The organism is Bradyrhizobium sp. MOS001, from assembly GCF_004634465.1.
Classification (GTDB): domain Bacteria; phylum Pseudomonadota; class Alphaproteobacteria; order Rhizobiales; family Xanthobacteraceae; genus Bradyrhizobium; species Bradyrhizobium barranii.
This window is the reverse complement of the sequence record NZ_SPVJ01000045.1, coordinates 1-20,069: the sequence shown is the minus strand read 5'-3', so window position 1 is coordinate 20,069 and position 20,069 is coordinate 1. Positions and strand designations below refer to the sequence as shown.

Annotated in this window: 23 protein-coding genes; 14 read left to right on the top strand and 9 right to left on the bottom strand. The window is 64.6% G+C overall.

What is annotated here, in order from left to right:
• Positions 1-20 precede the first annotated feature (20 nt).
• The 4 genes from CT676_RS34830 to CT676_RS34815 form a co-directional block, all read right to left on the bottom strand.
• Positions 21-1,148, bottom strand: coding sequence for a helix-turn-helix domain-containing protein (locus CT676_RS34830; RefSeq protein ID WP_135216392.1), 1,128 nt, complete (start codon positions 1,146-1,148; stop codon positions 21-23).
• Positions 1,149-1,309: 161 nt separating this feature from the next.
• Positions 1,310-1,945 (bottom strand): SLC13 family permease, encoded by a 636-nt coding sequence (locus CT676_RS45070; RefSeq protein WP_244623359.1) that lies wholly within the window; start codon positions 1,943-1,945, stop codon positions 1,310-1,312.
• Between the two features lie 96 nt (positions 1,946-2,041).
• A complete protein-coding gene (locus CT676_RS45065) occupies positions 2,042-2,290 on the bottom strand; it encodes a hypothetical protein (RefSeq protein WP_135216360.1) in 249 nt (82 codons plus the stop codon).
• Between the two features lie 121 nt (positions 2,291-2,411).
• The gene (locus CT676_RS34815; RefSeq protein WP_063981184.1) at positions 2,412-3,275 is read right to left on the bottom strand and encodes a transglutaminase family protein; all 864 of its coding nucleotides are present in this window, start codon (positions 3,273-3,275) and stop codon (positions 2,412-2,414) included.
• Between the two features lie 329 nt (positions 3,276-3,604).
• Here CT676_RS34815 and napE point away from each other — a divergent pair, with 329 nt between their 5' ends.
• The 6 genes from napE (at position 3,605) to CT676_RS34785 (ending at position 8,984) form a co-directional block, all read left to right on the top strand.
• Complete coding sequence (gene napE, locus CT676_RS34810) at positions 3,605-3,790, top strand: periplasmic nitrate reductase, NapE protein (RefSeq protein WP_027532529.1); 186 nt, start codon at positions 3,605-3,607, stop codon at positions 3,788-3,790.
• A 26-nt stretch (positions 3,791-3,816) separates the two neighbouring features.
• Positions 3,817-4,131, top strand: coding sequence for a chaperone NapD (locus CT676_RS34805; RefSeq protein WP_135216359.1), 315 nt, complete (start codon positions 3,817-3,819; stop codon positions 4,129-4,131).
• A 17-nt stretch (positions 4,132-4,148) separates the two neighbouring features.
• Positions 4,149-6,662, top strand: coding sequence for a nitrate reductase catalytic subunit NapA (gene napA, locus CT676_RS34800; RefSeq protein ID WP_135216358.1), 2,514 nt, complete (start codon positions 4,149-4,151; stop codon positions 6,660-6,662).
• Positions 6,659-7,129, top strand: coding sequence for a nitrate reductase cytochrome c-type subunit (locus tag CT676_RS34795; protein WP_028151035.1), 471 nt, complete (start codon positions 6,659-6,661; stop codon positions 7,127-7,129). Before napA ends, CT676_RS34795 begins: the two co-directional genes overlap by 4 nt.
• Positions 7,126-7,779 carry a NapC/NirT family cytochrome c gene (locus tag CT676_RS34790; RefSeq protein ID WP_085398940.1) on the top strand — a complete coding sequence of 218 codons (654 nt, stop codon included), beginning with the start codon at positions 7,126-7,128 and terminating at the stop codon, positions 7,777-7,779. The genes CT676_RS34795 and CT676_RS34790 overlap by 4 nt, the downstream gene beginning before the upstream one ends.
• 89 nt (positions 7,780-7,868) lie before the next feature.
• Positions 7,869-8,984 (top strand): ATP-dependent RecD-like DNA helicase, encoded by a 1,116-nt coding sequence (locus tag CT676_RS34785; RefSeq protein ID WP_135216357.1) that lies wholly within the window; start codon positions 7,869-7,871, stop codon positions 8,982-8,984.
• Between the two features lie 173 nt (positions 8,985-9,157).
• Here the strand turns inward: CT676_RS34785 and CT676_RS34780 are convergent, their stop codons facing one another.
• Positions 9,158-10,843 (bottom strand): caspase family protein, encoded by a 1,686-nt coding sequence (locus tag CT676_RS34780; protein ID WP_135216356.1) that lies wholly within the window; start codon positions 10,841-10,843, stop codon positions 9,158-9,160.
• A 245-nt stretch (positions 10,844-11,088) separates the two neighbouring features.
• Here CT676_RS34780 and msrA point away from each other — a divergent pair, with 245 nt between their 5' ends.
• The 4 genes from msrA (at position 11,089) to CT676_RS34760 (ending at position 13,038) form a co-directional block, all read left to right on the top strand.
• Positions 11,089-11,793: a peptide-methionine (S)-S-oxide reductase MsrA gene (gene msrA, locus CT676_RS34775; protein ID WP_135216355.1), complete on the top strand. Its 705-nt coding sequence runs from the start codon at positions 11,089-11,091 to the stop codon at positions 11,791-11,793.
• A 45-nt stretch (positions 11,794-11,838) separates the two neighbouring features.
• Positions 11,839-12,258: a peptide-methionine (R)-S-oxide reductase MsrB gene (gene msrB, locus CT676_RS34770; protein ID WP_135216354.1), complete on the top strand. Its 420-nt coding sequence runs from the start codon at positions 11,839-11,841 to the stop codon at positions 12,256-12,258.
• Between the two features lie 107 nt (positions 12,259-12,365).
• On the top strand, positions 12,366-12,530 hold the full coding sequence (locus tag CT676_RS34765) for a DUF3309 family protein (RefSeq protein WP_014492503.1): 165 nt from the start codon (positions 12,366-12,368) through the stop codon (positions 12,528-12,530).
• 214 nt (positions 12,531-12,744) lie between these two features.
• The gene (locus CT676_RS34760; protein WP_063981175.1) at positions 12,745-13,038 is read left to right on the top strand and encodes a hypothetical protein; all 294 of its coding nucleotides are present in this window, start codon (positions 12,745-12,747) and stop codon (positions 13,036-13,038) included.
• A gap of 133 nt (positions 13,039-13,171) precedes the next feature.
• On the opposite strand, the gene CT676_RS34755 is transcribed toward CT676_RS34760, so the two are convergent.
• A complete protein-coding gene (locus tag CT676_RS34755; RefSeq protein WP_135216353.1) occupies positions 13,172-13,714 on the bottom strand; it encodes a DUF4112 domain-containing protein in 543 nt (180 codons plus the stop codon).
• A 67-nt stretch (positions 13,715-13,781) separates the two neighbouring features.
• Positions 13,782-14,201 (bottom strand): DUF5413 family protein, encoded by a 420-nt coding sequence (locus CT676_RS34750; RefSeq protein WP_063981174.1) that lies wholly within the window; start codon positions 14,199-14,201, stop codon positions 13,782-13,784.
• A gap of 149 nt (positions 14,202-14,350) precedes the next feature.
• On the opposite strand from CT676_RS34750, the gene CT676_RS34745 reads away from it, so the two are divergent.
• From CT676_RS34745 to CT676_RS34735, 3 genes are all read left to right on the top strand, one after another.
• Positions 14,351-14,590 carry a cysteine rich repeat-containing protein gene (locus CT676_RS34745; RefSeq protein WP_135216352.1) on the top strand — a complete coding sequence of 80 codons (240 nt, stop codon included), beginning with the start codon at positions 14,351-14,353 and terminating at the stop codon, positions 14,588-14,590.
• A gap of 37 nt (positions 14,591-14,627) precedes the next feature.
• Positions 14,628-14,858, top strand: coding sequence for a hypothetical protein (locus CT676_RS34740; RefSeq protein ID WP_135216351.1), 231 nt, complete (start codon positions 14,628-14,630; stop codon positions 14,856-14,858).
• 257 nt (positions 14,859-15,115) lie between these two features.
• Positions 15,116-15,382: a hypothetical protein gene (locus CT676_RS34735; protein WP_028151045.1), complete on the top strand. Its 267-nt coding sequence runs from the start codon at positions 15,116-15,118 to the stop codon at positions 15,380-15,382.
• An 83-nt stretch (positions 15,383-15,465) separates the two neighbouring features.
• Here CT676_RS34735 and CT676_RS34730 read toward each other — a convergent pair whose 3' ends face one another.
• The gene (locus CT676_RS34730) at positions 15,466-17,091 is read right to left on the bottom strand and encodes a hypothetical protein (RefSeq protein WP_135216350.1); all 1,626 of its coding nucleotides are present in this window, start codon (positions 17,089-17,091) and stop codon (positions 15,466-15,468) included.
• Between the two features lie 36 nt (positions 17,092-17,127).
• A complete protein-coding gene (locus CT676_RS34725) occupies positions 17,128-18,420 on the bottom strand; it encodes an adenylosuccinate synthase (RefSeq protein ID WP_085398944.1) in 1,293 nt (430 codons plus the stop codon).
• A 366-nt stretch (positions 18,421-18,786) separates the two neighbouring features.
• Between CT676_RS34725 and CT676_RS34720 the strand changes: the two genes are divergently transcribed.
• The gene (locus CT676_RS34720) at positions 18,787-19,719 is read left to right on the top strand and encodes a DMT family transporter (protein WP_135216349.1); all 933 of its coding nucleotides are present in this window, start codon (positions 18,787-18,789) and stop codon (positions 19,717-19,719) included.
• Positions 19,720-20,069: the final 350 nt, after the last annotated feature.

Sequence of the window (20,069 nt, the reverse complement as noted above, 5' to 3'; positions counted from 1 at the left end):
TTGCCCAATCCTATAATCGGCTAGCCGATTTCTCGGCGCGGCTGGCCGATTTTGAAATGGCGGTCGGCATCCGGCGCCGTTTGCGGCCGGCTCAGCGCCTCGCGCCGGAATTCGGTCGGAGTTACGCCGGTTTCGGCCTTGAAGGCGCGATTGAAAGGCCCGATCGACTGGAAGCCTGCATCCATGGCGATGGTCAGCACCGGCACCTCCCGTTGCGTCACATCGGACAGCGCCAGCTTGGCATCCTCGATGCGATAGTGATTGAGGAACGCGTTGAAGTTGCGATAACCCAGCCCTTCGTTGATGGCCTGGCGAAGTCGGTGCTCGGGAACATCGAGCCGCGCCGCGAGCGCGCCGATCGCAAGACCTTCCTGCCGGTAGATTCGCTCCACGGTCATCAGATGGTCGAGGCGCCGCAACAGGACGGGGTCGGCCGTGCCCCGCCCTGTGGGTGCACGATCGGTCACCGGTCGCCCGGCCGTGTCGCCGGGTCTGATCGCCGCCGCGGCATCATTGACGGTGACAATCGCCCGCAGGTCCAAAACGCCGAGGCCTGCGAGCATCGCCAACACGAACAGGCTGATCGCGGTCGGAAGACTGCTGGCCTCGCCGGGAACCGCGACGACGCCCGCTCCGGCCACGACCCCGATGAACACGACATTGATCGCGAGCACAGCCAGCCGCAGCCGGCGCCGCCGCGCGACCAGATCGACACGCCAGGTCTTGACCGTCTGGACCGCGGCCGCGAGCGCCAGCAGCACGGCCACGGCCGACAGGACTTTGCTGCCACCCCTGGCCAAGTTGGGCCAGGTCGTCCAGCCAAGCGACACCGCAAATCCGACGGCCACGATGGTCAGCCACAGGACGCCATGCCGTCGCCTGAGCACGAAATCGTCGTCGAACGACGCGCGCGCCCACAACCAGAAGACGGCGGGTAGCGAGGACAGGATCGGCAACGTCCACCACAATGACGATTTGGGAAAGACCGGCGCGGTGACGATCGCATAGAACGCACCGCCGGCGGCCATGGCCGTGCCCAGCAAGGCCAGCTGATTGGTGGCACGACGCTGCAGCACCATGAGAACGATCATCAGGAACACGCCGCTCGCCGCGCCGCGAAGCCCGAGATCGATGGCCGAGAGCCCCATCGCGTTCACAATCCGCGTTTCCCCGTTCGAGATCAGACTCTCGCACCGCCCTTGCGCGGGCACAATCCAAAATTGCGGCGGTGGTCCCGGCCCGCCTCCCCGCGGTAACCGACGAGATCGCGAAGCAAATTACGTTTAACAAATTCAGGACGTTGCCCGGTTCAGAGCGGCAACAGCCAGGGCACGAGCAAGGTGCAGACGATCAAGACGACCCGGGAAAACGGTACGCCGATGCGCACAAAGTCACCGAACGTGTAATGTCCGGGGGCGACCACCAACGTGTTAACCGGCGACGACACAAGCGTCATGAAAGCAGTCGAAGCAGCCAGGCCCACCGTCTTTGCAAACGGATACGGCGAGGCATGCATTTCCTTCGCGACAGCGATAGGGACGGGGGCCATCAATACTGCCGTCGCGGTATTCGAGATAAACATCCCAAGCAGCGCCGTCACGGCAAAGAGCGTGGCGAGCATGACGTGATGGCCGGCACCGCTGGTGATGGCTCTTAGCCCATCAGCCGCAAGTTCAACTCCGCCGGTTCTCTCCAGGGCGACTGAAAACGGCAACATTCCAACAATGAGGACAATGGTCTTCCAGTCGACCGAACGGTAAGCGCTGGTAATGTCGATACAGCCCAGTGCGCCCATCAGCATGCATCCGATCAGGGCGGCCTGCACATTCGGGATCAGGCCGCTGACCATCAAACGACGGGCGCCAGGCAAATCACCGCCTGCGGCGCCTTGCCCGGCACCTGGAGAACCTGCTTGGACTCGGCGGGGCAGGCTGATGGTGACCAAATCTGCGGCTGCGTTCCACGGCCACAATGCTTGTTCCGGCCGAGCCGCGAAGGTCCAGGGCTTCAATGGTCATGCCGGCGAGAGACGATTGTTCCGTCACGCGCAGCCGTTATTCGCGGTCCGCGAGTTTGTACTCATCGATCCAGACCGAGAGGTTCGGGTTGCTGGCGTTAGCACAATGTTCGGATCGCTGAAACCTGCCAATGCTTCGCTCATGGTGAGGACACCGGTGAAGGGGAGCGCAAGGAGCATGATCAGTGCGACCACATCCAGGCGCGGCCTGTTGATCGCGAACATCAGGATCGCAGCCCCGAGAAGGACCAAGACAATCGTCGGATCAAACATGGATGCCTGCCATGGAAGTCGCCGACTTCAATTCAAATGATGATGACAAGACGGGCGAGGGATCAAGGACACACCGACTGGCCGCCAACCCGCGCTTGCCGTGATCGACCGTGGACTACGATCATGGCGATGCTGGTATTGATATGACTTGCACCGAGACGTTCATCCGGCTGAATGCATCCGCCGGACCATCCCACGTCCCGGAAAGCGGAGAGGCCCTTTCCTGTTCGCGCGTCACGGCGACGGGTATGTGTTCACTGCCGACGATCTTGTTGTTGGTGGGATCATAGCCGCGCCACCCGGCTCCGGGGATATAGATCTCGGTCCAGGCGTGCGTGGCGCCGTGTTGTCCCTCGGCCATCTGGATGTAGCCGGTGACAAAGCGCGCACCAAATCCCCAGTAGCGGGCAGCTTCCATCATGAACACCGCATAGTCGCGACAGGTCCCGCTGCCGAGCCGCAGCGTTTCGTTGGGTGATTGAACCCCGAGAGCCTCGCGGGAAACGTATTTGAACGATCGGTAGATGTGAGTATTCAAATTGTTCAGAAGATCCAGCGTGCCGATCAACTGACCGGGTTTGTAGAGGTCGCGCAACCATTCGAGCAGGGCGGTGGCGTCGTAGAGATAGCTCGGGAGACGATACACCGTCAGCTCAAGCTGCTCCTCCGGGGGATATTGGAAGGGAAATGAACTGGCGAATGGCGCAATCCGCCATTCAATGGGGTCGTCGTGGTAAAGGTCGACGTCGACCTCGCTTGCGATCCTGAGCGTGTCGGATAATTCCAAAAAGGTCACGACTGCGATGGCATTGTCGTAATTGTCGCGCAACCAGCGAACTTCGGCGTTCGGCTCGATATCGATCGACCCTCTCACGATGTGGACGTCATGTCCCTCGCGAGGCCGCATCATGGCTCGATGAGTGCCGAAGGTGACCGGCTGATTGTAAAAATATTCGGTCTTATGAATGATTCGGATTCGCCTCATATGTAGCTCCCGCCACGTAGCAGCGATGGATGTTGCGGCGCCCGCTACCACTGGTAGTAGGTCGCGGGCATTTCCGAGGCAAGAGAAGATGTATGCGGCCTGACCCCCGAGCCGCAAAGCATCTTCGCTTTTGGGTAACGATCGTTGCCGCTTGCTTCTCTCGCGCGCACGGAGCGCCGCGGCTCGGTCCGTTGGCCGCGCCGCGACATCCGGTCAAGTCGACGGGTTGATCCAGATCAACGCGTTAGCAGCCCTGCTCCATTTAAAGTGCAGCAAGGCAACGGCCCGGATGCCGTCCCGATTCCAGCACCATTTCAGAGAGACCGAATATGTCGGCCCCTGACGACACGACTTCGCGCGTGCGCCGTAAGCGCATGGAGATTTTCGCTTTCCTGTTCCTGACCGCGGTCGTGATGCCCGTCCTCGCGGTCGGAACGGTCGGCTCATACGGGCTCGGCGTCTGGATCTACCAGATGTTCGCCGGTCCTCCCGGCCCGCCACCCTCCCCGCATTGACCTCCGAACAGCGAAAGACAGGCATCATGGCCCAATCCACACTCAACCGCCGCGCATTGATCACCGGCCGGGTGCTCACCGCCGACCGCGTCGTCGCGCCGCCAGGTTGCGAGATCGCCAGCATCATCGTGCAGGCCCGCCCCGAGCGCCTGGACGAACTGGAAGCCGAGATCGCCGCGATGCCCGGCTGCGAGATCCACGGCCGCGACGCGCGCGGCAAGCTCGTCGTCGTGACCGAAGCGCCGGATGCCGGCAGCCTCGGCACCCTGCTCAACACCATCCAGTCGCTGCCCAACGTCTATTCCGCGGCGCTGGTCTTCCACGCCATCGAAACCGCCTAAGGGACGGGAGAGCCATCATGACATCGCCGAAGCTCGACCGCCGCCAGATGCTGAAGCTCGAGGCCGCCGCGATAGCGGCCGCCGCTGCGGGCATGCCGGCACCGGCGCTCGCCGCCAATCTCGTCGCCGAGCGCGACAACAGCGAACTGAAATGGGACAAGGCCGCCTGCCGCTTCTGCGGCACCGGCTGTTCCGTGATGGTCGCGACCAAGGACAACCGCGTCGTCGCCACCCACGGCGACATCAAGGCCGAGGTCAATCGCGGCCTCAATTGCGTCAAGGGCTACTTCCTCTCCAAGATCATGTACGGCCACGACCGACTGACGCAGCCGATGCTGCGCAAGACGGGCGGCAAGTACGACAAGAACGGCGAGTTCACGCCAATCAGCTGGACCGAAGCCTTCGACATCATGGAGGTGAAGTGGAAGGAAACGCTGAAGAAGCGCGGGCCCAACGGTCTCGCCATGTTCGGCTCCGGCCAGTGGACGATCTGGGAAGGCTACGCCGCCTCGAAGCTCTACAAGGCCGGCTTCCGCACCAACAACATCGATCCCAATGCGCGGCACTGCATGGCCTCCGCCGTCGCCGGCATGATGCGCACCTTCGGCATCGACGAGCCCGCCGGCTGCTATGACGACATCGAGGCGACCGACGCCTTCGTGCTGTGGGGCTCCAACATGGCGGAGATGCACCCCATTTTGTGGACGCGCCTCGCCGACCGCCGGCTGTCCGCGCCGCATGTCCGCGTCGCCGTGCTATCCACCTTCGAGCACCGTTCGTTCGACCTCGCCGACATCGGCATGGTGTTCAAGCCGCAGACCGATCTCTACATCCTCAACGCCATCGCCAACCACATCATCAAGACCGGCCGGGTCAACAAGGATTTCGTCGCCGCGCATACGATCTTCCGGCGCGGCCAGACCGACATTGGCTATGGATTGCGGCCCGAGCATCCGCTCCAGAAAAAAGCGACGGGCGCGGCGAAAGCCAACGACTCCACCGACATGAGCTACGACGAATTCGTAAAGTTCGTCTCGGACTACACGCTGGAGAAGGCGGCCGAGATGTCCGGCGTGCCGATGAACCGGCTCGAAGCGCTCGCCGAGCTCTACGCCGATCCGAAGACAAAAGTGGTCTCGTTCTGGACCATGGGCTTCAATCAGCACACCCGCGGCGTCTGGTGCAACAACCTCGTCTACAACATCCATCTTTTGACCGGAAAGATCTCCTCGCCCGGCAACAGCCCGTTCTCGCTGACCGGCCAGCCTTCGGCCTGCGGCACCGCGCGCGAGGTCGGCACCTTCTCGCACCGCCTGCCCGCCGACATGGTCGTCACCAACAAGGAGCATCGCGACAAGGCCGAGCATCTCTGGCTGCTGCCGGAAGGCACAATTCCCGACAAGAACGGCGCCCACGCCGTGCTGCAAAGCCGGATGCTGAAGGACGGCCTGATCAACGCCTATTGGGTGCAGGTCAACAACAACCTCCAGGCCGGTCCCAACGTCAACGAGGAGACCTATCCGGGCTTCCGCAACCCCGACAATTTCATCGTGGTCTCGGACGCCTATCCGTCGGTGACGGCGCTGGCCGCCGACCTGATCCTGCCGACCGCGATGTGGGTGGAGAAGGAAGGCGCCTACGGCAATGCCGAGCGGCGCACGCAGTTCTGGCACCAGCTCGTCAACGCGCCCGGCGAGGCCAAGTCCGATCTCTGGCAGCTCATGGAGTTCTCCAAGCGCTTCAAGATCGAGGAAGTCTGGCCGGAGGAGCTGATCGCCAAGAAGCCGGAGGTTCGCGGCAAGACGCTGTTCGACGTGCTCTACAAGAACGGCCAGGTCGACAAGTTTCCGACCTCGGAGATCGAGGAAGGCTACGCCAACACGGAATCCAAGGCGTTCGGCTTCTACGTGCAGAAGGGGCTCTTTGAAGAGTACGCCTCGTTCGGCCGCGGCCACGGTCACGACCTCGCGCCGTTCGAGGCCTATCACCGCGAGCGCGGGCTGCGCTGGCCCGTCGTCAACGGCCAGGAAACCAAATGGCGTTTCCGCGAGGGCAGCGACCCCTATGTCAAGCAGGGCACCGACGTGCAGTTCTACGGCTATCCCGACGGCAGGGCGCGCATCTTCGCCCTGCCTTACGAGCCGCCGGCGGAATCGCCCGACAGCGACTATCCGTTCTGGCTCTCGACCGGCCGCGTGCTGGAGCACTGGCATTCCGGCACCATGACGCGCCGCGTGCCCGAGCTCTACAAGGCGTTCCCCGAGGCGGTCTGCTTCATGCATCCCGACGATGCGTCGGAAGCCAAGCTCCGGCGCGGCGACGAGGTGAAGGTGGAATCCCGCCGCGGTTTCATCCGCGCCCGCGTCGAGACGCGCGGCCGCGACCGGCCGCCGCGTGGCCTCGTGTTCGTGCCGTGGTTCGACGAATCCAAGATGATCAACAAGGTGACGCTGGACGCCACCGATCCGATCTCGCTGCAGACCGACTACAAGAAATGCGCCGTGCGCATCGAGCGGGTGAACCTGTCATGATGAAACGATTTGGCATAGCCCTGCTCGCGGTCGCGATCGCCGCGGGCGCGAGCTCTCTCACCGCACAGACGGTGACGTCAGGCCTGCGGGGCCCGGCCCCGCTCAATGACGAGGGCGCGGCGCCACCGATGCTGCCGAACCGCAATACGTCCGAGAGAGAGGTGCGCAACTACCCGGAGCAGCCGCCGGTGATCCCGCACACCATCGACGGCTACCAGATCGACCTCAACGGCAACAAATGCCTGTCCTGCCATGCGCGGGCACGCATCGCGGAATCGCAGGCGCCGATGGTTTCGATCACGCATTTCATGGACCGCGACGGCCAGTTCCTGGCCTCGATCTCGCCGCGGCGCTTCTTCTGCACGGAATGCCACGTGCCGCAGAACACCGCGACGCCGCCGGTGAGCAACGATTTCATCGACATCGACACGCTGCTCTCGCGCGCCAGCCCCGGTGGCCGACGATGACGACGGCTGCCGACGAGCCCAAGGGAAAGGTGGAAGCCAAGCGTAGCTTTATGCTGCGCTGCTGGGACTTCGCGCGCGAGCTCTGGCAGGTGCTGATCCGGCCGAGCTCGGTGTTCGGGCTCGGCGTGCTGGTGCTCGCGGGCTTTGCGGCCGGCGTGATCTTCTGGGGCGGCTTCAACACCGCGCTGGAACTGACCAACACCGAGAAGTTCTGCACCGGCTGTCACGAGATGCGCGAAAACGTCTTCGCCGAGCTGAAGTCGACCATCCACTTCACCAATCGCTCCGGCGTGCGCGCGACCTGCCCGGACTGCCACGTGCCGCACAACTGGACCGACAAGATCGCGCGCAAGATGCAGGCCTCCAAGGAGGTCTGGGGCAAGATCTTCGGCACGATCGACACCCGCGAGAAATTTTTGGACCACCGGCTCGAGCTGGCCGCACATGAATGGGCACGGTTCAAGGCCAACGATTCCCTGGAATGCCGCAACTGCCACAGCGCCGATTCCATGGACATCACCAAGCAGTCGCCGCGGGCCTCGGTGGCGCACCAGCGCTTCCTGTTCACGAAGGAAAAGACCTGCATCGACTGCCACAAGGGCATCGCCCACCACCTGCCCGACATGCGCGGCGTTCCCGGCTGGCAATAGGGGCGGCTGGGCCGCTTGAACCCTTGGGCCGAATGGTTAGTTTCGAGGGATGGCGAATCGCCTCGATTCTGCCCTTCCTCAAGACAGACATGGCCACTTTCACCCCGCATCAGGATGCCGCGCTCAAAGCCGTTGGCGACTGGCTCAAGGCAAAACCCGGCCGCAACGGCACGCCGCCGGTGTTCCGCCTGTTCGGCTTTGCCGGCACCGGCAAGACCACGCTGGCGCGGCACATCGCCGAAGGCGTCGACGGCGAGGTGAAGTTCGCCGCCTTCACCGGCAAGGCGGCGCTGGTCATGCGCAACAAGGGTTGCGACGAGGCCTCCACCATCCACTCGCTGATCTACCGCGCCCGCGAATCCGGCGAGGAGCAGCCGAGCTTCGAACTGTGGGACGACGCGCCGGCCTCCAAGGCCAAGCTGATCGTGATCGACGAATGCTCGATGGTCGACGCCGAATTGGGCCGCGACCTGATGTCGTTCGATTGCCCGCTGCTGGTGCTGGGCGACCCCGCCCAGCTGCCGCCGATCCAGGGCGGCGGCTTCTTCACCAACACCGAGCCCGACGCGATGCTGACCGAAGTGCATCGCCAGGCCCAGGACGACCCGATCGTGCGGATGTCGATGGATGTCCGCGAAGGCCGCGAGCTCGACATCGGCCGTTACGGCGAGAGCGAGGTGGTGTCGCGCAAGGAGCTCGACCCCGACCGCGTCATGGGCGCCGACCAGGTGCTGGTCGGCCGCAACAACACGCGCCGCGCCTACAACATGCGGGTGCGCCAGCGCCAGAACATCGAGGATGTCTTCCCGGTCGCCGGCGACAAGCTGGTGTGCCTGCGCAACAACCGCAAGAAGGGCCTGTTCAACGGCGGCCTGTGGCGCGTGAAATCACGCAACACCTCGCGCTCGAAATCCCGCATCCTCAGCATGCGGCTGTCGCCGGATGAAGACTTCGGTCACAAGGTGACAAAAGTCTCGGTGCGCGCCGATTGCTTCGAGGGCGGCGTCGAGGCGATCGCCTGGGAGCAGCGCAAGCCGTATGACGAGTTCGACTACGGCTATGTGCTGACCGTGCACAAATCGCAGGGCTCGCAATGGGACGACGTCGTGCTGTTCGACGAGAGCTTTGCGTTCCAGGATAGCCGGGCGCGGTGGCTGTATACGGGGATTACGCGTGCGGCGAAGCGGTTGAGTATCGTCGTGTGACGCTGCCGTAGGGTGGGCAAAGGCGCAACGCACCGTGCCCACCATTTCTCCACACATTCAATAAATGGTGGGCACGCTTCCGCCTTCGCTCTTCGAGCTACGGCGGACAAGTCGCTTTGCCCACCCTACGGCACCGCGCGCGAGGCGCGGATATCGCGCCCCATACGCAACCCTCACTTCCCCGCCACAAAATAAAAATCCTCGCGTCCCGGCGGCGAGCCGTATGAAAACGGCTGCTGCTCGTGCTTGGTGGCGGACCAGACGTCGTCGCGGACGATGTCGAACAGTTTCCGGATCTCGACCTTCGGCACCTTGATCTCGCGGGCGAGTGCGGTGGCGAAGGGGCTGTCGGCGCCGCCGTCGCCGTCCAGTGCGGTCTCGCCGTGCTTGGCGGCGTAGACCACCATGAAGCCGGCGCCGGGCTCGATGTTGGAAAAGCCCTTGTCCACCAGCTTGAGCGACAGCGTGCGCTGCATGGCCGGCGCAAAGGGATTGTCGCGGCAGGCATCCAGCATCACCAGACGCACTTTTCTCGCGGCGCCCACCGCTGCGATCACCTGCTCCAGCGCAACCGCCTGGGTCTCGGCGTCCCTGTCGGCGGCAAGTTTGGCGTCCACAGGGACGAGATAGTTCACGCCGCCGATCTCGAAACCGTGGCCGGCGTAATAGACCACCGCCCAATCCGCATTCTCCGCTTCGGTGGCAAACGTCTGCAGCGCTTCGAAGAACTTGTCGCGGGAGAGGTCGCTGACGGAGATCACGGTCTGGAAGCCGACATCGCGCAGCACGTTTGCAATCATTTTCGCGTCGCGCGGCGGATTGGGCAGGGCGTGGACGTTCTTGTAGGCGCCGTTGCCGATCACGAGCGCCACGCGGCGCCCGGTGGACCCGGCCGGCGCCTGCGGCGTCAGTGCGGCCAGGCGCTCCTGCGCGATGGCGCGGGCCCGCGCGACGTCGGGCTCGTCGAACCTCGTCAGCGAATAGGCCGCCGCGCGGTAGTCGGCGCGGGCCTGGGCGAGATCCTTCCTGCGCTCGTAGATCTGGCCGCGGCCGGAATGGGCGCGCACACTGTTCGGATTGAGCTGGATGACCGTGTTGTAGTCCTTCAGCGCGGCGTCGAGGTCGCCCTTCATCACGTTGACCTCGGCGCGATTGTTGATCGCGAAGGTATTCCTGGGCTGCTTCTGGATCAGGCCGTCGCAGTCGGCGAAAGCCTGGTCGTACTTGCCCATCATGCCGTAGGTGATGCAGCGGTTGCCGGCGATCTGCGGCGCGGCCGGGTCGATCTTCTCGGCTGCCGCAAAGTCGGCAATCGCGCCGTCGAAATCCTTGTTCAGCGTGCGCATGCGGGCACGATTGGTCCAGCCGAGCAGGAACGTCGGCGTGTATTTGATCGACAGGTTGAAGTCGTCGAGCGCGCTTTGCAGCGCGCCCCGGCGCAGATGGATGGTGCCGCGATTGTTGTAGGCATAGCCGAAATTCGCGCGCTTCTGGATGGCGAAATTGTAGTCGGCCATGGCGAGATCGTCCTCGCCCTTGCGCTCATGGGAGAGCCCGCGCAGGTTGATGGCGCCGACATTGTCCGGATCGAGATCGATGGCGGACGACAGCGCCTCGATGGCGCGGTCATAGTCGCGCTTGTTGATCAGCGCATTGCCACGCACGACGAGCGCGAGCGACTTGTCCTTGCCGCTGAGCTTATCGGCCTTCAACAGATTGTCGCAGGCCGTCGCGCGGGCCTGGGCCTCCGCCTGGCGGTCGCGACAGGTGGCGGGGTCGTCGCCGGCTTGCGGCTCGGCCGCGGCGATCGCGGCATTTGAGATCAGAATGGCGAGGGTCAGGGGAATGACGCGCAGCATGTTGTCAGGTCAGCTCCAGCCACCACATATTTGAATCGAGCGTCGATCGCGCGCGTTCATCTAGCCCGGAGTTCCCGGCCTCGCCAAGTCGCGCCGTCTGAGGCTATTTTTCACGGACTCGTGTCCGTTTCCCCGTAACAATCGCCGTCTGCGCCCGTATCTCAGATGTCCGAAAACGCGGCCAAACGGGCTGTTCGCCCGTCCCCGGCCGCCCTACACTGTCAGACCTTCCGAAGAGGATCGCCATGCGCCGCACCGCCCTCGCCTCGCTGCTCGCCGCCACCACCGCACTGACGCTGGCCTTCGCCGTGCCGTCCAGGGCCGCGGAGGATGCCGTCGTGATCCCCGCGCCCACCGTGGATGCGTCGCCCGCAACCGGGATCCAGACCGCCGTCATCGCCGGCGGCTGCTTCTGGGGCGTCCAGGGCGTCTTCCAGCACACCGCCGGCGTCGTCAACGCAGTCTCCGGCTATGCCGGCGGCACCAAGGCGACGGCCGATTACCAGACGGTCTCGAGCGGCCGGACCGGCCATGCCGAGTCGGTCGAGATCAAGTTCGACCCGAAGAAGATCTCCTACGGCAAGATCCTCCAGATCTACTTCTCGGTGGCCCACGACCCGACCCAGCTCAACCGCCAGGGCCCCGACTCCGGCACGCAATATCGCTCGGCGATCTTCACCACCTCCGACGAGCAGAAGAAGGTGGCGGATGCCTATATCGCCCAGCTCAACGGCGCCAAGGTATTCAGCAAGCCGATCGTGACCAAGGTCGGCGCGCTGGAAGCGTTCTACCCGGCGGAGGCCTATCACCAGGACTATCTGACGCTGCACCCGAACCAGCCCTACATCGCCTACAACGACATTCCGAAGGTCGAGAACCTGAAAAAGCTGTTCGCGGATAACTACATTGACAAGCCGACGCTGGTGAGTGCCAGCAAGGCCACCAACTGATCGCAAGATCACCGAAAGCAAGTTCACCAAACAAACGGGAGACCCATGCCCGACACCAAGACGAAAACCACCGACGACAAGGTCATCAAGAGCGAAGAGCAGTGGCGGCGCGAATTGTCGCCGATGCAGTACGCGGTGCTGCGCGAGAAGGCGACCGAGCGTCCCTTCTCCGGCGAATATGAGCACGACCACCGCGCCGGCACCTATGTCTGCGCCGGCTGCGGCAATGTGCTGTTTGAGTCCGATGCCAAGTTCGATTCCGGCTGCGGGTGGCCGAGCTTCACCCAGCCCGCGGTCGATATCCATGTCGACGAGGAGCACGATGCCAGCCACGGCATGGTCCGCACCGAGGTGCTGTGCTCCAAGTGCAGCGGCCATCTCGGCCACGTCTTCCCCGACGGCCCCGGCCCGACCGGCCTGCGCTACTGCATCAACTCGGCCGCGCTGAAGCTCGAGCCCAAATAACATTGCGCGCCGCCCGGTTCCGTCATGGAACCCGGCGGCGCGATGTGCTTTTCTCTTCTGGCGGTGCGGCCGATGCGCGCAATCCGGCAGCCGCCAGGGAGGATGCCATGACGCTTGGGACCATCCTGATCATCCTGGTGATCATCTATCTGCTGGGCGGCATGTCCGGCCGGTTCGGTGGTTACGGCTATGGCATGGGCCATTCCGGCATGGGGATCGGCGGTGTCGTGCTGGTGGTCCTGGTCGTGCTGCTGCTGCTTGGCAAACTGTAAACCATCTAACATATTGAAATTATTTGGTTTACGGCGCTCGCGGAGCTGCCATGCGCGGATTCATCATCTCCCATCGCGGGGGTCGCATTTCTGTCAAAACAGCCTATATTAGAGGGCGAAAATGACATGTGCGGCGGGCCCACTCGATGGTGGCCCCTGCCTTTCAAAACCCCACGCGCTTAAAGCCCCAGACAAGATCACGAGGTCTTTGACCATGCGTCCACTGCGTCCGTTCAACTTCAACACTTCTGCCGAGCTCTTCCCCGCCGCGATCCGCAAGAAGAAGCGTGCAGGCTTCACCTATCGCCGGTTCGGCACCGCGGCCGAAGCCGTGCAGTTCGCGATGGAGCAGTTGCCGACGGATTCGCTGAACGGCGCCTATCTTCAGGTCGAGGAAGCGCGCTTCGACCAGAACGGCATCCGCTCGCTCTACGAGAGCGAAGCCTTCCCGCTGCCCCGCCGCCCCCGGCCGGCGCCGGCCCCCGAGACCGACGCCGACGCGGCGTAAGTTTTCGCCAAGCCCGATATGCGCTGAAAGCGCGATGGCCGAAAGGCCGTCGCGCTTTTTGCTTTTTGGGGCGGTGCTCTCTCTTCTCCCTCCCCCCGTTCTTACGGGGAGAAGCGAAGCAAGAAGCGCCACGCTAAATCCGCGGCTGCTTGTCGAGCCAGCGGCGCAGCAGGCGGACGTTGCGCATGTTGGCGCGGAACATGACGTCGAAGGCATCGCCCGCGAACGGCACCATGCCGACCACGCCGTCGACCGCGACATTGCCGAGCATGCGCGCGGTGAGATACCACGGCGCGCCCAGCGCGCGGGCCTCGCGCACCAGCCACAGCGAGATCGCGGTGGTGATGATGTCGCCGACGATCGGGATCAGCCCGATCAGGCCGTCGATGCCATAGCGGATATTCGTGCCGGGCAGGATGAAGGCGACATCGAGCAGCTTTGCGATGGCCTCCATCCGCGCCACCCGCTGCTCCCGCGTCAGATTGCCGAACGGGTTTCCCTGGCCGAACTCGAAGCGAAACTCGCGAAACCCCTGCTCCAGTGTTTCGGGACGGATCTCGTGGCCGTCCTGGTCGATGATCGGCCCGCGCGCTTCGGTGTCCGAAAAACTCCCGCGCGCGCGGGACCCGGAACGGGGTCTGTGCGGAGCAAGAATGTCGTCATCGGACATGGTCATGGCCTTTGGAGAACGCACTGGTGTGGCGGAAGTTGCCGCGCCGCGCCCGAACGTCGCGCGTTCAGGTCTAAGCCGCAGCCGGCTGCGGCTCCTCGACATATCTATGCACGAGCCAGGATGAAAGCACCGCCGGCACGAATCCGACGAGGCCGTACAGGATGAATTGCACCGTGCCCGAATCCGGCCCGCGCGAGCTGTAGGTCAGCGACGCCAGCACGAAGGCGAACAGGCCGACCAGGAGCATCCGCAGCACCGGGCCGATCCGGCGGACATGGATCAGGATGTCGTCGACCGCACCGATCATCAGCGAGGGCAGGAAGCCGAACAGATAGCTGTATTGCAGCGATTTGAAGAACACCGCGAACAGCTTGCCGACCTCGCCGAGATTGGTCTGGGCCCAATAACCGGACTGATAGGTCGTCGTCAGCAGCAGCAGGAACCCGCCGACGAACGGACCGACCAGCGCAAACACCAGATAGCGTTTCATCAAGTATCCTCATCCTTCGCCGCTGTTATAGCAGCGACGCGGGAACCTTGAATAGCGGGGCGCCGGCCCGTCCTGACGGGAACAAGCGGCAAGGCGACGAGTTCAGACAGGACTGAAATTCATACCTGCAGTCAGATTGGAGTTTGTCGATGTCCCGGAAATCCGTCCTTACGCTCGCCCTGACTGCCCTGAGCGGCATATCGATCACGCCTGCTCTCGCGCAGGGCCACATGGGTACGCCGCAGGAGCAGAACGCCTGCTCGCGTGACGCCTCGCGGTTCTGCCGCAAGGACCTCGGCAATGACGGCGCTGTGCAGGCGTGCCTGCAAGCCAACCGGGCCAAGCTGTCGAAGTCCTGCAGCAAGGTGTTTCAGAGCCACGGCATGTAAGGCCGGGAACGATCCCCGGCGCACGGAGAGTGAAGCCATGTTGCGCGAGGAACAGCTCTCGATCCTGCGGGACATCAGCCAGTCGGTCGCCTTTGCCGACGACCGGCACGGCAAGATCGGCGAGCTGATCGCCGACGGCTACGTGATGAAGGACGGCGATCTGTTCGAGCTCACTGCGAAAGGCGTCACGGCCGTCGAGGAACACCCTGCGGCATCAGGCGCGAGCGATGCGGAAGAAGCGAGCGCGTCGTCCGATCGGTTGATCTGATCTCGCGCCCGCATGCTGCGTGACGGACACGCAACAATTGCGAATTCATTCGAGCGGGCCATTGCAGCCGTGTGACAATCGCGCATACTCGAATCGGGCGGCGCAGCACTTTTCGATTCGAACACCACGAGAGATCGAGCGACCACATGCGGGACCAAAGTTCCCGGCGTGAAGGCTGTGACATGCGGCAGATCAAGCCGCGTACGGCGCCCCAAAACCAAGTGGTTCAAACCACGGAACTCGGGGACGCATTCGTCATGACACGCTACACGACCATCGTTTCGCTCTTCGCTTTCGCAACCACCGCCATCGTACTCCAGACATCGCCCGGCCTCGCCTTCTCGTCCGAAGCACAGCAGATGTGCACAGGTGATGCGATGCGCCTGTGCTCCAGTGAGATTCCCGACATCTCGCGCGTCAGGGCCTGCATGGTGCAGAAGAAGGCGCAGGTCAGCCCCGGCTGCCGCGCCGTGATGGACCGCGAGCACGCGGCCGCGCGCAAGCGGGAGGCCGCGGCGCAATAGGCCGGTTCAATCCCGATCGGATCGCTAGAGAGTTCGATTCACCTCTCTCGTCGGGAGAGGTGAAGATCGGTCACGCGCCGGCCTCAATCGCCCCACTGCGCGAACGCATCGTTGAAGGCGCGCTCGCCGGGTGCGCCCTTCTCGATGGCGATGATGGCGCGGCGCTGGTTGGCGTAGACCAGCGGCACGTCGAACCATGAGCGCTCTTTCAGGAGCTGGACGTTACGGGCGCGGTCGGCGTCGACATTGGAGAGGCCGACCAGGAAGAAGCCGTCGGTGACCTTGACCGCGAGACCCGCGAGCGGCGTGCCGCGCGCCTGCTCGTTCGACTTCATCAGGATGCCCGGCACGTTGGAGATGCTGCCGCCCGGAAAGTCCGGCGGCAGGATGAAGGTCAATTCCGCGGTGTGGCTCGCCGGCAGCGACGAGTCGGTGTTGCGGCGGAACGACATCGTCATCTTGAACTTGCGGTCGGGGATCTCGATGTCGGCGCGCACGGCGACGTCGGCCTTCTGGTTGCCCGAGGCCTTGATCGGCTCGAGCCGCCACACCACCGAGCCGACATATTGCTTGCCCTTCGGGTCGGACGGATCCTCGTCATAGAGCACGACCTTCTGCGCCACCGGCGCGACCGGCTGGTCGCTGGCCGAGGGCTGGCCGACGCGATCCGGAATCTTGGGCTTGCTCTGCGGCTGCGCCGGATCCTTCGGCGCCTCCACCACCTGGGTCGGCGAGGACTTGAACAGGCCGCTCACGGTCTGGATCAGGGGCTTGCCCCAGAGGATGCCGGCGCCGACCAGGATCAGCACGATGCCGACGGCGATCGCGCTCTTGAACGGGAAGGCGGAGCCGGTGCGGGCGCGCTTCTTGGCTTCGCGCTCGGGCGCGACGCGCGGACGCGACGATGGCGGCTGCGGCGTGTAGCGCTCGGCCTCCTCGATCGACTCGTCGTAGGAATAGGGCGCGTCCTGCTCGCCGGCGCGATTTTCCAGGCTCGGCTCCAGCCGGTCGAACTCCGGCGAGGGCGATGGCACATTGGCGTAGGTGCGACGCGCGGCGCGGTTGGCCTGCGCGGCAGCGCCGCCGAGATCGTTCACGTCGGCGGTGATGTCGCGAAAACCGCGTACGCCCGGTGCCGGCGGCTGAGGCGGTGGCGGCCCGATGTCAGGCGGACGGCGCCCGGGGGGGCGATCACGTCCGGCCGGGGGAGCAGCCGGCGGCTCCGGCATCGGCGGCGCCGCCGGGGGACCCGGCTGGCGCGGCGCGTCGAAACGCGGGGCCCGCGGCGCACGCGGGGCGTCGCCCTGGTCATCGACATTGAAGGACGGGCGGTCGGCACGCGGCGCCGGCGGAGCCGGACGGGTGCGCGGAGCGGCCGGCTGAGACGGCGGCGGGTTGCCCTCGGCGGCGCGGGTGCTGGCCCGGCGGAAGGCGTCTCCGCTGCCGCTGCTGCGGGCGCCGCCACCGGGACCGGGGCGCGAGGCCTCCCGGGCGCGCTGGGCGGCCTCCGATTCGACCTTGCGGACGGCCTCTTCCAGCGACAGCCGTTCGCGGGTGATCTCGGATTCGGAGAGCGGCGGCTGCACGCTGCGGAGCTGCGCGATCAGGGCCGTGCGCGCGCGCTCATAGAGCGCGCGACGACTTTCGCCGGGAGCGTTGGGGTCCAGGGCGGAAATAGCGCGGGCGATCAGCGGATAGTAATCAGCCATTTCAACTCAACTAGCGCACGTCCCGGTAAGATATCGTTAAGCCTCAAACGGATTTTGCACCAGAATAGTATCCTCGCGTTCCGGGCTGGTGGAAAGCAGTGCGACCGGGCACCCCACCAATTCCTCGATCCGGCGGACATATTTGATGGCCTGGGCCGGCAGGTCCGCCCAGGAACGGGCATTGGCGGTCGGCTCCTTCCAGCCCTCGATGGTCTCGTAGATCGGCTCGACCCGGGCCTGGGCGCCCTCGCCGGCCGGGAAGTGGTCGATCTCCTTGCCGTCCAGCTTGTAGCCGGTGCAGACCTCGATCGTGTCGAAGCCGTCGAGGATGTCGAGCTTGGTCAGCGCCAGGCCGTTGATGCCGCAGGTCCGGACCGCCTGGCGGACCAGCACGGCGTCGAACCAGCCGCAGCGGCGCGGACGGCCGGTGTTGGTGCCGAACTCGCGGCCACGCTCGCCGATCTTGCGGCCGGTCTCGTTGTCCTGCTCGGTCGGGAACGGGCCCTGGCCGACGCGGGTCGTATAGGCCTTGCACAGGCCGAGCACATAGCCGACCGCACCGGGGCCGAGGCCCGAGCCGGTCGCGGCCTGCGCCGCCACCGTGTTGGACGAGGTGACGTATGGATAGGTGCCGTGGTCGACGTCGAGCAGCGCGCCTTGTGCGCCCTCGAACAGCATGCGCTTGCCTTCGCGCCGCTTGATGTCGAGCAGCCGCCACACCGTCTCGGCATAGGGCAGCAGCTCCGGCGCGAGCGCGGTCAATTCCTTCAGGATCACCTTGCCGTCAAACTCCGGCAGGTTGAGGCCGCGGCGCAGCGCATTGTGATGCGCCAGCAGCCGGTCGATCTTGTGCGGGAGGGTGTCGAGATCGGCGAGGTCCATCAGGCGGATGGCGCGGCGGCCGACCTTGTCTTCATAGGCCGGTCCGATGCCGCGGCGGGTGGTGCCGATCGCGGTCGCCGCATTGGCGGATTCGCGGTGCGCGTCGAGCTCGCGGTGCAGCGGCAGGATCAGGGTGACGTTCTCGGCGACGCGCAGATTGTCCGGAGAGATCGCGACGCCCTGCGAGCGCAGCTTGGTGACCTCGTCGAGGAAGGCCTGCGGATCGAACACCACGCCGTTGCCGATCACCGACAGCTTCTGGTCGCGCAGTACGCCGGAGGGCAGCAGCGCGAGCTTGTAGGTCTTGCCGTTGATGACCAGCGTGTGGCCGGCGTTATGACCGCCCTGGAAGCGGACGACGATGTCTGCCTGCTCCGACAACCAGTCGACGATCTTGCCCTTCCCTTCGTCGCCCCACTGGGCTCCGACGACGACAACGTTGGCCATTCGCGGGTAATCCTCTGAAGATTTTAGATGCGCCAGCCCAGCTGACGGCCGGAGCCGTTCGCACGCGAGGCAGCCAACCGGATAAAGGAAGCAGCCTCTCTAGGCAAGCAAGAACGGGGCTTTTTCGGGGCTCAAGACGCACTTTAACCCTTTGATATCCCCGTAAAATCCAGAAGCCTTCCATGGCCATTTCGTAAGCTTCGGCCAAAGCGCGAGGCTGATCCGCCGCTGCATGGTCGCGATGCGTCCGCCCCCCGTTGATGCCACTTCGATTTCCGTGTCTTTGGGCATGCCGGGCTATCAGCCGGCCCGAGTTTGCCGGGCCGGTGCCTCGGCGTACTCCACGCGGGGGCCATAACAACCACAATGTCCGCCACCGGCCAGACCACGGGCTCCGAATCATCCAGTCACAGCTGGATCGCCAACCAGCCTTATCTGCTCCTCAGCATCACCGCGCTGTGCTGGGCCGGCAACGCCATTGTCGGGCGGCTGGCCGCCGGCCACATCCCGCCGGTGACGCTGTCGTTCCTGCGCTGGACCTTCGCCTTCCTGCTGGTGCTGCCGTTCGCCTGGAAACATCTCGCCCAGGACTGGCCCGCGATCCGCAGCAGGCTCGGCCTGATGATCGTGCTGTCGATCACCGGCATCGGCGCCTTCAACACGCTGCAATATTGGGCGCTGGAACATACCCAGGCGCTCAACACGCTGCTGCTGCAGTCGGCCGCCCCGCTGGTCGTGGCGCTGTGGTCGCTGGCGATCCTCGGCGTCCGCCTCACCGCGGCACAGGCGTTCGGCGTGGCCCTCTCGATGTGCGGCGTGCTGACGATCCTGCTGCATGGCGATTTCACCACGCTGTCGAACATCGCGTTCAACAAGGGCGACCTCATCTTCATCGTCGCGCTGATCATCTTCGCGCTGTATTCGGTGCTGACCCTAAAGCGGCCGCCGATGCACGGCCTGTCATTCCTCGCCTTCACCTTCGGCGCCGGCGCCGCCTGTCTCATTCCGCTCGAGATCTGGGAGCTGTCCGCGCGTCCGGTGATGAAGCTCGACGGGCCGAACCTGCTGACGCTGTTCTATGTCGCGGTGTTCCCGTCGACGCTCGCCTATCTCTGCTTCAATCGCGGCGTGCGCCTGATCGGCGCCAACCGCGCCGCGCCGTTCTTTCATGTCGTGCCGGTGTTCGGCTCGATCATGGCGATGGCGTTTCTGGCCGAACACCCGCAGGCGTTCCACTTCATCGGCTTTGCGCTTGTGCTGGCCGGCGTGTTCGTGGCGTCAAGGAAGCAGGCGACGTAGCTTCTTCCTTCTCCCCTTGTGGGAGAAGGTGGCGCGAAGCGCCGGATGAGGGGTTGCTTCCGCAGACTCAAATCGAGAGGCGGACTCGCGGAGAGATACCCCTCACCCGCCTCGCCGCTGTCGCGGCGAGCCACCCTCTCCCACAAGGGGTCTGTTGCGTTATCGGCACTTGAGGCTGAAGACGTCAGGAGCGAATGCCCTGGTCACGGCAATTGCCTGCCAAGATCTGTAGTTGTCGCCCTCGGAGGGCAGCTCACGCGGCGATCGTGGCCCACCGCCTCATGTTGAAGGCGATCGAGGCGAGCAGGACTTGCCCGGTCGCCTTGATCAGACCGACGTAGCGGATGCAG